The sequence below is a fragment of the Emticicia sp. 17c genome, from assembly GCF_037153985.1.
Lineage (GTDB): Bacteria > Bacteroidota > Bacteroidia > Cytophagales > Spirosomataceae > Emticicia.
The window spans coordinates 1-11,961 of sequence record NZ_JBBAYI010000015.1 but is presented as its reverse complement, the minus strand read 5'-3'; the positions used below and the strand labels follow the sequence as shown (position 1 = coordinate 11,961).

Below are 11,961 nucleotides of genomic sequence, written 5' to 3'. Positions count from 1 at the left end.
ATTGGTTTTCAAGGCTTTATATTTTGGGTTATATTACTTCTTAATTCAGGAACTCTTTATCTCGGTCGCTACTTACGGGTGAGTTTTCACGAATTTCGTTATATCCCCGATTATCAGTAATATTTCCCTCTTCTGACTTCCTGATACTTTCTTCGCGTCCTTCACGGGCCTCTCTCAGTTCTGCCTCTTTTTCTTTTATTTTATCTTGTCTGTCCTCTTCTTCTTTCATTTGTGCTTCTTGTGCTTCATCTCCTTTTTCTTCTCTGCCATCTTCATTACCTATCGATGAAGTAGCCTCGGGCGGGTCAATTGTAGGAAACCCCTGTTTACCCGGGTAATTAATTTCGTCCGGCGAACGGTCAGGGATAATCTCCGGTGCGGTTGGCGGGTCAAGCTCAGTTCGTAAAGGAGGGTTATCAGAACCTTGATTCTGGTCGGCTATATCAGCCAGACGATTATCAATATCCTGTTGTTTTTTTTCTTCCTCTCTTGCTTGTTCTGCCAGAGGGCCATCCCAGTTTTTTTCCTGATTTGAGTTAGTATCTGTCTCTTTTATGTCATCCTGACTATAAAAGTTATTTTCTGTGTGGTCTTTCATATCTTTATAATTTAGTTATTTAAAATAGCATGATGTTATAAGTAAAAATCCTGTTCCATTACAGGCTACTCATTAAACATGAGTAAGAACATACTCACATTGTGGAAACCACAAATAATCTCATGTAAGAAAATGGTAAGTGATTACGATTCTGGAGATTTTAAGAAATCAAACAATCATAATCTGTTTTTCGGATGGTTAAAGAAGTTGGTCGATTTAAAGCTATCAGAAGTCTACTTTACTGATAGATTTCTTGGTTAAGCAGCAAATAATTTGTAATATTCCCATTTAAAAGCCTATTTTAAACGACTATTTAACCTCTATTTTTATGAAAAATTTGTTTACGTCCTTAGCCATTTGCTGCATAGTGGTTTTCGCAGCAAAGGCTCAAACGCCAACATTAACACAAATATGGGAGACCGATACCACCCTTACTACGCCCGAATCGGTTCTTTATGACTCCAGAAATAATGTGCTGTATGTATCATGTATCAATGGTAAATCTGTACCCGAAAATCAGGAGAGTTTTGTGGCAAAAGTAGGCCTAGACGGAAAAATTCAGCAAAGAATCATGACTAGTGGCCTAAACGCCATTAAGGGAATGGGTATTCTGGGTAACAAACTTTATGTGGCGGGTTTCTTCGCGCTGGCAGAAATTAATTTAACTACCAACAAAGTAGTTAACAAATATGAAGTACCCGAAGCTAAAATGCTGAATGATATTACTGTTGATGAGAAAAACCAGATAGTGTACGTAACCGATATGCGCGCTAATAGTGTATGGAAACTACAACAAGGCAAACTTGAAAAAATTCTGGATGGCGCACCTTTAAAAAATCCGAATGGTTTATTTTTTGAAAATGGCAAATTACTGATTGGCAATGGTGAGGGTATTCTGTTCAGCTATGATACCAAAACCAAAAACCTGAGCAAATTTGCCGAAGGCATGGGAACCGATAAAAGCGGTATTGACGGAATTGAATCTGATGGGAAGAAAGGCTACTTTGTTACGGAATGGCGCGGGAAAATATGGCATGTAAGCCCCGATGGCAAAACCAGTTTATTGCTTGATACCGTTGATAAACCTATGAATACAGCCGACATTGAATATATTCCAGCTAAGAAAATGTTATTAGTTCCTACTTTCCTGAAAAACAAAGTGGTGGCATATAAAGTGAACTAAACAGAAAGTAGCTTCTTACCTTACTTATTAATCCGTTTCATGAATACCTTTCAAAAATTTACACCCATACCTTTAAACAAAAAAATATTCTCTTTTATTGTTTATTTCCTGATTACGTTTGTGCTTTCAGATGTTTCATTGGCTCAGAATACAGCCAAACTTAAACTGAAAGGAAAAATAGTAGATGCACAAACAAGCACCCCTCTACCCTATGCAAGTGTACGATTATTTAAAATAGCTGATAGTACTTTTGTGGCTGGTAATATTACTAACGACACAGGCGATTTTACTATTGATGCCCCTACGGGTAGTTATTATGCACTAATCGAATTTATAGGCTATAAGCCAACCAAGACACCCCCTATTGCTTTAACAACAAGCAATTCTCCGCTCGATTTAGGCACACTTAAAGTAGCAACCTCAAGCAGTGCGCTGGAAGAAGTAGAAGTACGCGCAGAAAAAAGCTCGATGGAGATGTCGCTAGATAAACGTGTATTTAATGTAGGCAAAGACTTGGCAAACGCCGGTGGCACAGCCGTTGATATTCTTACCAATGTGCCGTCTGTGTCGGTTGATGTAGATGGCAACGTAAGCCTTCGCGGAAGTAATAACGTTAGAATTCTGGTCGATGGCAAACCCTCAGGTCTGGTAAGTATCAAAGGAGGAAGCGGCCTGCAACAACTACAAGGAAGCAGTATTGAACGCATTGAAATTATTACGAACCCTTCGGCACGCTATGAAGCAGAAGGCATGGGGGGTATTATCAATATTATTCTGAAAAAAGAGCGAAAAGAAGGCTTTAATGGTTCGTTTGATATAATTACGGGGTATCCTACTAATTTTGGTGTGGCTGCCAACGTGAATTATCGACGCAAAAACCTGAATTTCTTTGTTAATTATACCGCTTCGTATCGGAATACACCGGGCAGAAACTCGCTTTATCAGGAGTTTTATCGTAACGATTCTACTTTTCTTACCCAACAGAACTCAACGCATCATTTAAAAGGCCAGAACAATAGTGCCAGAGCCGGAATTGATTATTACTTTAATGATAACAATATTCTGACAGGTTCTTATTTATGGCGAATCAGTAAAGGAAAGCGTTTTTCTGACATCAGATACCGCGACTACCTCAATAGCCTCAATAATCCGACGGGGCTTACCAACCGCACGCAGGATGAAACCGAAACCGAACCCAACGCAGAGTATGCCCTTACTTACAAACGTAAGTTTGAAAGAAAAGGTCATGAATTAACTGCCGATGTGAGGTATCTGGATAACTGGGAGGACTCTGACCAATATTATAATCAGGCTTCTTTCAAGCCCGACGGCACGGCTTCTGATGTGCCTGCCATACTACAACGCTCGTTAAACTATGAAACAGAAAAACAATTGCTGTTTCAGGTAGACTATACCCATCCATTTGGCAAAGACGGGAAATTTGAACTTGGAGCCAGAAGTAGCTCAAGAGACATGACCAACGATTTTGCGCTAACGCAAAGAGGCACAAATGGCGAATGGTTTCCGATTGCTGGTTTTACAAATGATTTCCTCTACGAAGAAAACATCAATGCAGCGTATGGCATTATAGGCAATAAAGCAAACAAGTTTTCGTATCAGGTGGGTGTACGTGCCGAATGGACAAACGTAACCACTACCCTGCGCAAAACCAATGAGGTAAACCCAAGAAATTACAACAACTTGTTTCCGAGCGCACATATTACCTACGACTTTGCCAGACAAAACGCAGTACAAATCAGTTATAGCCGCCGTATTCGTCGCCCAACTTACAACGACCTTAGCCCATTTTCGACTTTCAGCGATAGCCGTAACTTCTGGAGTGGCAATCCTGACCTTAATCCTGAATTTACAGATGTTTATGAATTGGGGCATATTAAATATTTTGAGAAAGGCTCAATTAGTTCTTCATTGTATTACCGATATACTGATGGCAAGATTGTACGTATTCGTAGGCTTGATGGGGCAGGTAATTCATTTACAAGACCTGAAAATCTGGCTACCGAAAACTCGTTCGGGTATGAGTTTACTTCATCACTGACCCCATACAAATGGTGGAAAATAGATGGCAGCTTTAACTTTTTCCGTGCTATTACTAACGGAACCAATTTCGATGCCAGTTTACAAAGCGATACATATAGCTGGTTTACACGCCTGACATCCCGTTTTACTTTCTGGCAAAACACAGATTTTCAGATACGAGGTAATTATGAGGCCCCACAACAAACGCCACAAGGCCGTCGTAAAGCAATTGCCGTAATGGATTTGGCCGTAAGTAAAGATATATTGAAAAACAATGCAACTATTACCCTTAACGTGACCGACGTTTTTAATTCAAGAATTTACCGTTCGGTTACTATTGGTGATAATTTTATTACTGAAAGCTCAGGTCAAGGGCGTTTAAGACAAATAAACCTCACTTTTAATTATCGTTTACATCAGGCCAAGAAAAAAACCAAAGAGCCTGCCGAGGGTGAATTTTAATAGTTATACATTATAGCAAACAATAAAAAACGCTGTTTGAGTTGTAGTCAAACAGCGTTTTTTATAGAATATAAATGCAATCAGGCAGGAAAATATAAGGTAAAAGTAGCACCCTGATTTTTAACGCCTTTTGCCAAAATGTACCCATTATGTAGTTGCATAATTTTTTTACATAGAGCTAGCCCTATACCTGTACCTTCATATTTATCGGTATTGTGCAAGCGAGTAAAAATTTTAAAGATTCTGTCATTGAATTCATTTTCAAAGCCAATGCCATTATCAGCAATTGTAATTTTAGTATATAAACGGGGGTCGTCAACTTGCGGAGCAATTACAGGGGCCTGTTCTTGACTAATAACTATGCGCGAAGGTATTTTATCTTGGCTGAATTTTAACGAGTTACCTATTAAATTACTAAAAAGCTGATAGATAATTACAGGAATACCCGCAATTTCAGAGAGATTTTCAGTAATGATTTCCACCTGTTTTTCTTCGATTTCTTCCTGAAATTCCTGCAGCACTTTTCCGACAATTTCAGCCAGATTTATTTTTTCAAATGACTTATCTGAATGCCTGATTTTTGAGTAATCAGTAATATCAGAAATGAGTTTTTGCATTCTGTTGGCAGAAGCGTTCATTTTTTTCAGTGTATTACTCACTGTTGGCGATATATCTTTTTCCAAATCAAGCAACCTCGACGAAAACATTTGTATTTTCCGCAGAGGTTCTTTCAAATCGTGCGTACTTATCCAACTAATGTTTTCTAATTCAAGATTCGACTCTCTTAATTGATTAGCTAATTCTTTTTGTCGGTTTTCTTCTTCAGTAAGTAATATAAGCGTAATAAACTTCTGTAACGAATAAGAAAAAGAAGCCGCAGCCGTTATTTCTGTTTTTGTCCAGTCATAAGAACGGCATTTGACAATCTGCCTATATTTTTCAAAAGATTTTCTTGGCGATAAGCCATTAATATCTTTCACGATTGCTTTTTCGGGGTCACCACTCCAGTTAATTTCTTCCAAACTTTCGGGGCGGAACCAGATAATGGTTTCGTTATAGATGGTTCCAAGCTGATAATACAAAATACCAGAGGCGGTATCGCAGTATGCTTCTGCTTCCGGCAAAGAATCAGGCAAAACACTCGTTACAAAAGTTCCGGCAGATGCCTGTTTTTCGGCCCATTCTGAAATTGCTAAAATAGAGGCATTGTCAGGGGTTTTACCCGCTTTATACACCACATCATTCAATATAACTGCAACCCCACTAGCATGGCAAATTTCCAGTATTTGCGGTTGTTGCACTAATTCCTGCAACGACTCTCTTTTAGGCTCAAATGTCTGGTTAAGGAGTGCTTCGAGTGACCTATTAATATTGGCCGATACGGCATATTCTTCGGCCATTTCGCGCACCTGAATCTGGGATGTAAGAAAATGCCCCTGCAATTGAGCAGCTACACGGGTGTAGTGGTCAATATATTTGGCAGAGTAATGGTGGCAGGCTATAAGCCCCCATAGTCGGCCATTATGCAGCAACGAAATAGTAAGCGTAGCACTCACACCCATATTTTTCAGGTATTCGATATGAATTGGCGACACACTTCGTAAGGTTGCGTAACTCAGGTCTAAACCACTGTTATCGGTGTTTTCTCTGGTAAAAATCGGTACTGGCGAGTAATTAACGTCTACAATAAGCCTGAGCAAATTTTTGATATACAGTTGCCTTGCTTGTATCGGAATATCGGTGTGCGGATAATGCAAACCCAAAAACGGCTCATGCTCATCGGTTTTACTTTCGGCAAAGATTTCGCCGTTATAATCTTTATCAAACCTGTAAACCATTACGCGGTCATAGCCCGTTAATGACCTGATTTCAGCCGCTACACTATGGCATAACTGCTGTAAGGTCATGGCCTGACTCATGTATTTAGCAAAATTAATGGCTTGGTCATAAACCGTCGAAACGCGGGGTATGTGTTCAGAAACAGGTTCAAACTCACCAATCAATAAATCATTACTCTGGCTTATTACACACTGAAACTGGGTATTACCTAAAGTAAGAATAAAAGGCGTAGTTAACTTATTTTCCAGGTTCTTGATATAATGCTGAAATTCGGGTAACTGATTAGCACCTATAATAAATTCAACAGGTTTTTGTAGCACATCCTCAATATTAAGGTCTATAAATACCTTAATATTCTCACTACAATATCTTATAATGAAGTCGTTAGTGAAGCCAATCAGGAAACCATGCGGCTGAATACTTCCCGGAATATGGATAGGTTCCTGCTCGCAATTGGTCAGGTTTACAAGTTCACGATTAACTATATCTTTCAACTTCATGCGCTTGCTCAAAGTAATTTTTAATTGCTGTAAAAGTATCTTTAGCACCTTTTATTATTTCTTCGTCACAAGCATTCTGCATCGAATAATCGCTTAATGTTTGTAAAAATGTTTTCCAGAAATACCCGGTATTATCTCCGTAGCCTGTAAAATAAGTTCCACCTGCTGCCTGAGCTATACCTAAGGTTTTATTGATGTGCTTCAGTATTATTTTCCCTCCTAGCGTAGAGCCTTCCATTACATACATACAGCCTAAAGCATAAGGAACAGAGTCATGAATGACAGTTTGTGCAGTAAATGTATTAAAAACAGTACTCTGAGACAAAAAATAATTGAGGTCTTGCTCGATTAGTACCAGTTTTTCCCGACGAGGAAAATCGTTCAGCGTGTCAGATAAAACCGGAAATACATTCTTTTCATAAAAAGCTACTACTTCTCTCATTCGTTGCAGATAAGCGATGTAGTCTTGCTGAGATACGTTTTCAGCCATTAACGAGGCCGACAAAGATGTTTTTTCCAGTTCTGAATGAAGTTGCGCTGTGTGAATTCGGATTTTAGTAATAATATTTTCTTCTTGGTTCATAAACAACTATTTCATTGTTAAGAGTCAGAAAGAATTTGCTCTAACAATAAACAAATTCTTTAAAATGCTGTGAACCTAAATATGATGTCCAGTTAAAACTAAGCAATTCTGCAAGAATAGTTTTAAGCTGACTGTAAGAATTAGGTTTACAAATATATAAAGTTGCCCCTGATTCTCTTGCTTTCATGATAGAATCTATATCATTAGAGGTAGAAATAATCACGATTGGCAGGTTTTTATTCTTGGTATCCCTCCTGATTTCACTTAAAACCTGAAAGCCGTCGGTCTGAGGCAGGTTAAGGTCAAGAAACAAAATATCAGGATTTATGGGTTCTTTATTCAGGAGGCTTAATAATTCAGACCCATCGTTCTGGAACTCAATGGAAGAGTCAGGATGAATCTCACTGATGATTTCTCTGAAAATTTCTTTATCGTCAGTATCGTCATCTGTATAAAAAATCTTATAGTTTTTGGTTTTCATGGAGTAAAAAAACGAGGCAATACTAATAAAACTTAATACTGATTCAGAATATTATTATACCTTACTAAAGAATCATACGTAAGTTATAAATTTTAATTTTAAAATTCCTATCAATAGCCTGTAAACCACCGAAAAAATAGTCCAAAACTATGATTTCCTATACCAATTACGCTCTTTTCAATATTTCTATAAAAGCATGGTTTTACTATCACACACCCTGCACTAATACTTTTGAACACCTTTGTTAAGCTATACCGTATGATACGAAAATAATCAGGAAAAACCCTTAAAAGCCAGCAATTAATAAAGGGCCGTAAGCTATATAACAAAAGTTGCTACAAAATGTTGTTAAAGTTTCTAAAAGCTATTTGATTGATATAAGCTAAACGCCTCACTGTTCGCCAACAGTATTTCATAGCCTGTTAGTGTTATTTTCAGAAGCGCAACCCTTATGATTTGGTCAATGTGTTTTCCATCATATTTTTTGTTTTTCAGAGGCTTTTAGGGATTCATGAAGAGATTTAAGTTAATAGAATGCTCGTCATCGTACCGATTTAACAATAACAATAGCTTTGTTGTATTTACCATTTGCGCACCAGAGACGATTTGCTTTAATTATTTAATGTCTTGGATTTATCCATAATAATCTTTTATCTTTAAAGGGAATTCATTTAGCCATTTTATAAGTATTTGATTATGTTTAATAATGCTGATGACTCAAATATCATTGAAGGCATCTTACAAGGGGGGAGAGAAAGGCAAAAACATGAGAACAAGCTCTACGAAAAATATTCATATTTAATTAACGAAGGTGTTAGGAAACATAATCTAGAAGAAGATGAAGCGGCCTCTGTTTATTCAGATGCAGTTTTAACTGTGATTGACCATATTGTACAACAACGCTTCGAAGGACGTTCTTCTCTGAAAACATATATATATCAGATTTTTTCTAATCAATGTGTTAACTTTTTCAGAAAAAAGACGACTAACAAAGCATCTCCAACTTACGACACCGTTTTGCTTTCCGAAATAATGTTTATGATGAGTGATAATACCCAAAATATTATTCAGCAAATTATTGAAGAAGAAGAAGAAGATAAGTTACTACAAAGATTGGAATCAGTAGGCGAAAAATGTAAGGAATCACTATTGCTTTGGGCCAATGGCTTTTCAGACAAAGAAATCATGGCCAGATTATCTTATAACTCTGTCGATGTAGTAAAGGTGAGCCGTATGAGGTGTATCGACAAACTTAGAAAAATTTTTTAGCCATGAAACACGAATTAGCTTACATTGAAAGCTTTTTTAATAATGAATTAAATACTCAGGAGCGGCTGGAATTTGAACAAAGATGTGCTACCGACAAAGCATTTGCGGAAGAAGTAGCCTTGTATGTAAAAACAAAGTATGGATTTATGCAGATTCATAGAAATCAGCGCAAGGCCGAGTTTGAAAAATTACGCAGAAAACCCAAACAGCATTTTTTGGTGCAACGAAAACAGGCAACCTACTGGTTGTCGGCAGTGGCCGCGGTTTTTATTTTTGCCCTTAGCTTGTGGTACTTCTCGAAACCGGATTTGCAGGAACTGGCAGATACCTACATTCGTGAGAACTTCATGATTCTAAGTAGCACGATGTCGACAGAAAAAGACGACCTACAACGTGCCATAGGCCTCTTTAACGAAGGTGAAATCGAAAAAGCCAGCGTTATATTCGACAGCCTTGCCCAGCATAACAACACCGATGCTTTAAAATATGCGGGTATTGCCTACTTACGACTACAAAACTATAACACTGCTATTGAACGCTTTACAACCCTTGAGCAACAAACTTTGCAGTCGAATCCGGGAGTTTTTTATCATGCTCTTGCATTACTACAACGTAAACAAGGCAATGACCTCAATGAAGCGCAAAAGCTAGTTGAAAAAATAAAAGCCGAAAAACTGGAAGGCTGGCAGGAATTAGAAAAACGTCATTTGTAAAAGCCTTTTATAGCACCTTTGTGTGCCACTTTGCCACAAACATATATTTTGTTTGTGGCATTTTTGTATGTATTCTTTTCAAACTTCGCTGATATTTTATACAATACAGGTGTAAAAAATATTCTTTTAATTTTTTTTGAAATTTATGTTTACCTATCTCCTAACATGTACGACTAATAGAGCGTATAACAGAAATCTAATTCTGATGTAGCCCTTATACGACTTTGCTAGAATTTTTACAATTAGTGAGACTTAGTTAAACGCTTATTAGCCATTGCTGTGCCGATTATTAAACCAGCCATAAGGGTATAAAATACCATTGTGGTAGTATTTGTCTAAACGATTGTCAGCTTTATGAAATAAGTACTGTAAAGAACGTTTCTTTACAGTACTGAGGCTTTATACCCTCCCCACAATTTTAAATAAGCATTTGACCAAGACCTGTTTAGAAGTATGTTAAGAATAAAAATTTCTATTGCTCTTTTTAATAAAATTAAGTCGTACGAATTAATTGAAAAAGAGGCTATAAGCACATTGGAATCTCTAAGGAAAAAGACCGACAAAAAAGACACCTCTCTCCCGTTTGTTTGTATAACAGGTTACAACGGTATGTCAGTTACTATACTGGAAGGTAGCTACGAAAACCTACCCGACTACATAGTTATCAAACAAGGTATTGCCGCAAATGGTTATAACAATAACATTAGCTGGTCTATCATAAACAAGCATTTTGAGACCGAACAAATTAATTATTTTATTAGTCAACCTCCCTTTCAAAACCATTCTTTAAAGCACCAAGAAGCTGGTATAAAGGCCAAGTATACCTCACACCAAAACCTGCCTGCTCTTAATTTTAACAGTGTTCCTGCTAACACTTCAACAGACTTTTTATCGGCTCCCACTTTTGAACCCGAAACATGGAACAATAACCTGCAATTGCTGACTAACAACAATTGCTATACTTATGCTCTGAATATTAAAGGAATGAGTAAGCCTTATGGAACCGACCCAAACCGGACTCCCTTCGGCAACATCATTTACAACTGCCTGCAAGATGGCCTACAAGTAATTCAAGCCATCTCTGATTATAGTACAGAATACTGCATCGCTTTGTTTTCGGCTTCACCGCTTTCTGATATTTCTGCTAATAAAATCAATGATTATCATTTTTTCAGACGCGATTCGTCAGGTGTGTGGTCACACAAGAACGGACAATGCAACGTAAGTAATCTGGATTTCTCTGGCAGCATTATTACCAACATTATGCAATGTGATACCGGGCGTTACAAACACTTCTTAGGTTTGTTCAGAGTTACTCCGTCTGCTATCGAAAAAGTTAGTGCAAGAACCTAAAAACTGCTCCAGTCAGAAACTGTAATGTCTGTTTTCAATAATCAAACTATTTTTAAATTAACCCGACAAAGAAAATTTGCCGGTTATAAGTTTGTTTTTTTCTATGCCCAACCACTTAGGCTCAATTGAGTAAATAAAATTTATAAACGCTAAACCCTTAAAAAATGGAACAAATCTGGAAAGCCGATTTTGAAAATTGGAAAATCGAAAGACCTCAACACTTTAAAGATGTAGTCTCTTTAAAAGATGGCGTTCTCAGGATGTCAGACCAAGACAACCCCATGGTTGCCTATTCGTTAAGTTCACCGCTTATAAACGAACTGGCAGATTTAAACTTCACCAATCTTTTTTCTAGCATCATTATTTCAGCCGATGTAAAGTTATTTATCAACCAGTTTGATAATGCCTTTATCAGTATTCATAACAGCCACAACAATTTCTGGCTGCATTATCAGCTTTTCGGGAATCCGGCTCAAGTGAGCGATACCCTCAACAGCAAAAATCTCTATAATATTATAGTGCCCATTCTCACCTTTGATAGCCAAGAAACTAATTCTCCAGTTAGAATTACCCTCAAACCCGTTTCGGACGAAAATTATAATGTCTTAGGCGGCGTAACACAAATAAAAATAACACTTGTAGTTGACGAGACCCAAAAGTATGCCGAAAAATCATTCTTTGATGTAAGAAGTTTACAGATACTTGGTCAAAAAGGCACTTCTCACAGCCGTTCTGATGGCTTTGGGGGCAACCCGACCCCTGGCACAAGCGGCCCCAAAACACCTCCGCCGCCAACTGAATAAAAAAAAATATTGATAATTATAAAAAACAAAATAAATTCATGGGTGCTTAGCATAAAACTAGGCACCCATTAGTTTTTGGTAGTCGTATAAATGTAATGCTGTAGCTATCTTTGTAAAAAAAAGGGGAAGATGAACTG

The 11,961-nt window shown here is 37.6% G+C and carries 11 protein-coding genes; 7 read left to right on the top strand and 4 right to left on the bottom strand.

The features are described 5' to 3' along the window. Nucleotides 1-40: 40 nt before the first annotated feature. Nucleotides 41-598 carry a hypothetical protein gene (locus WAA15_RS21860; protein ID WP_337044975.1) on the bottom strand — a complete coding sequence of 186 codons (558 nt, stop codon included), beginning with the start codon at nucleotides 596-598 and terminating at the stop codon, nucleotides 41-43. 78 nt (nucleotides 599-676) lie between these two features. Between WAA15_RS21860 and WAA15_RS21855 the strand changes: the two genes are divergently transcribed. From WAA15_RS21855 to WAA15_RS21845, 3 genes are all read left to right on the top strand, one after another. After that, nucleotides 677-859, top strand: coding sequence for a hypothetical protein (locus WAA15_RS21855; RefSeq protein ID WP_337044974.1), 183 nt, complete (start codon nucleotides 677-679; stop codon nucleotides 857-859). Between the two features lie 67 nt (nucleotides 860-926). Continuing rightward, nucleotides 927-1,781, top strand: coding sequence for an SMP-30/gluconolactonase/LRE family protein (locus WAA15_RS21850; RefSeq protein ID WP_337044973.1), 855 nt, complete (start codon nucleotides 927-929; stop codon nucleotides 1,779-1,781). A gap of 39 nt (nucleotides 1,782-1,820) precedes the next feature. Beyond that, nucleotides 1,821-4,283, top strand: a complete 2,463-nt coding sequence (locus WAA15_RS21845; protein ID WP_337044972.1) for an outer membrane beta-barrel family protein — start codon at nucleotides 1,821-1,823, stop codon at nucleotides 4,281-4,283. An 80-nt stretch (nucleotides 4,284-4,363) separates the two neighbouring features. Here WAA15_RS21845 and WAA15_RS21840 read toward each other — a convergent pair whose 3' ends face one another. The 3 genes from WAA15_RS21840 to WAA15_RS21830 are packed head-to-tail and all read right to left on the bottom strand — an operon-like array spanning nucleotide 4,364 to nucleotide 7,686. Further along, a complete protein-coding gene (locus tag WAA15_RS21840) occupies nucleotides 4,364-6,622 on the bottom strand; it encodes an ATP-binding protein (RefSeq protein WP_337044971.1) in 2,259 nt (752 codons plus the stop codon). Continuing rightward, on the bottom strand, nucleotides 6,600-7,205 hold the full coding sequence (locus WAA15_RS21835; protein WP_337044970.1) for a biliverdin-producing heme oxygenase: 606 nt from the start codon (nucleotides 7,203-7,205) through the stop codon (nucleotides 6,600-6,602). Before WAA15_RS21835 ends, WAA15_RS21840 begins: the two co-directional genes overlap by 23 nt. A 40-nt stretch (nucleotides 7,206-7,245) precedes the next feature. Beyond that, nucleotides 7,246-7,686: a response regulator gene (locus WAA15_RS21830; RefSeq protein ID WP_337044969.1), complete on the bottom strand. Its 441-nt coding sequence runs from the start codon at nucleotides 7,684-7,686 to the stop codon at nucleotides 7,246-7,248. A gap of 696 nt (nucleotides 7,687-8,382) precedes the next feature. Here WAA15_RS21830 and WAA15_RS21825 point away from each other — a divergent pair. The 4 genes from WAA15_RS21825 (at nucleotide 8,383) to WAA15_RS21810 (ending at nucleotide 11,824) form a co-directional block, all read left to right on the top strand. Continuing rightward, complete coding sequence (locus WAA15_RS21825; RefSeq protein ID WP_337044968.1) at nucleotides 8,383-8,955, top strand: RNA polymerase sigma factor; 573 nt, start codon at nucleotides 8,383-8,385, stop codon at nucleotides 8,953-8,955. Nucleotides 8,956-8,957: 2 nt separating this feature from the next. Next, on the top strand, nucleotides 8,958-9,668 hold the full coding sequence (locus WAA15_RS21820; protein WP_337044967.1) for a hypothetical protein: 711 nt from the start codon (nucleotides 8,958-8,960) through the stop codon (nucleotides 9,666-9,668). Between the two features lie 453 nt (nucleotides 9,669-10,121). Next, complete coding sequence (locus tag WAA15_RS21815; protein WP_337044966.1) at nucleotides 10,122-11,021, top strand: hypothetical protein; 900 nt, start codon at nucleotides 10,122-10,124, stop codon at nucleotides 11,019-11,021. Nucleotides 11,022-11,185: 164 nt separating this feature from the next. Then, on the top strand, nucleotides 11,186-11,824 hold the full coding sequence (locus WAA15_RS21810; protein WP_337044965.1) for a hypothetical protein: 639 nt from the start codon (nucleotides 11,186-11,188) through the stop codon (nucleotides 11,822-11,824). The last annotated feature ends 137 nt before the right edge of the window (nucleotides 11,825-11,961 follow it).

What these genes read in the sequence shown, in the direction of transcription:
- WAA15_RS21860 (WP_337044975.1), bottom strand. Translation starts at nt 598, where the DNA reads ATGAAAGACCACACAGAAAATAACTTTTATAGTCAGGATGACATAAAA.
- WAA15_RS21855 (WP_337044974.1), top strand. Translation starts at nt 677, where the DNA reads ATGAGTAAGAACATACTCACATTGTGGAAACCACAAATAATCTCATGT.
- WAA15_RS21850 (WP_337044973.1), top strand. Translation starts at nt 927, where the DNA reads ATGAAAAATTTGTTTACGTCCTTAGCCATTTGCTGCATAGTGGTTTTC.
- WAA15_RS21845 (WP_337044972.1), top strand. Translation starts at nt 1,821, where the DNA reads ATGAATACCTTTCAAAAATTTACACCCATACCTTTAAACAAAAAAATA.
- WAA15_RS21840 (WP_337044971.1), bottom strand. Translation starts at nt 6,622, where the DNA reads ATGAAGTTGAAAGATATAGTTAATCGTGAACTTGTAAACCTGACCAAT.
- WAA15_RS21835 (WP_337044970.1), bottom strand. Translation starts at nt 7,205, where the DNA reads ATGAACCAAGAAGAAAATATTATTACTAAAATCCGAATTCACACAGCG.
- WAA15_RS21830 (WP_337044969.1), bottom strand. Translation starts at nt 7,686, where the DNA reads ATGAAAACCAAAAACTATAAGATTTTTTATACAGATGACGATACTGAC.
- WAA15_RS21825 (WP_337044968.1), top strand. Translation starts at nt 8,383, where the DNA reads ATGTTTAATAATGCTGATGACTCAAATATCATTGAAGGCATCTTACAA.
- WAA15_RS21820 (WP_337044967.1), top strand. Translation starts at nt 8,958, where the DNA reads ATGAAACACGAATTAGCTTACATTGAAAGCTTTTTTAATAATGAATTA.
- WAA15_RS21815 (WP_337044966.1), top strand. Translation starts at nt 10,122, where the DNA reads ATGTTAAGAATAAAAATTTCTATTGCTCTTTTTAATAAAATTAAGTCG.
- WAA15_RS21810 (WP_337044965.1), top strand. Translation starts at nt 11,186, where the DNA reads ATGGAACAAATCTGGAAAGCCGATTTTGAAAATTGGAAAATCGAAAGA.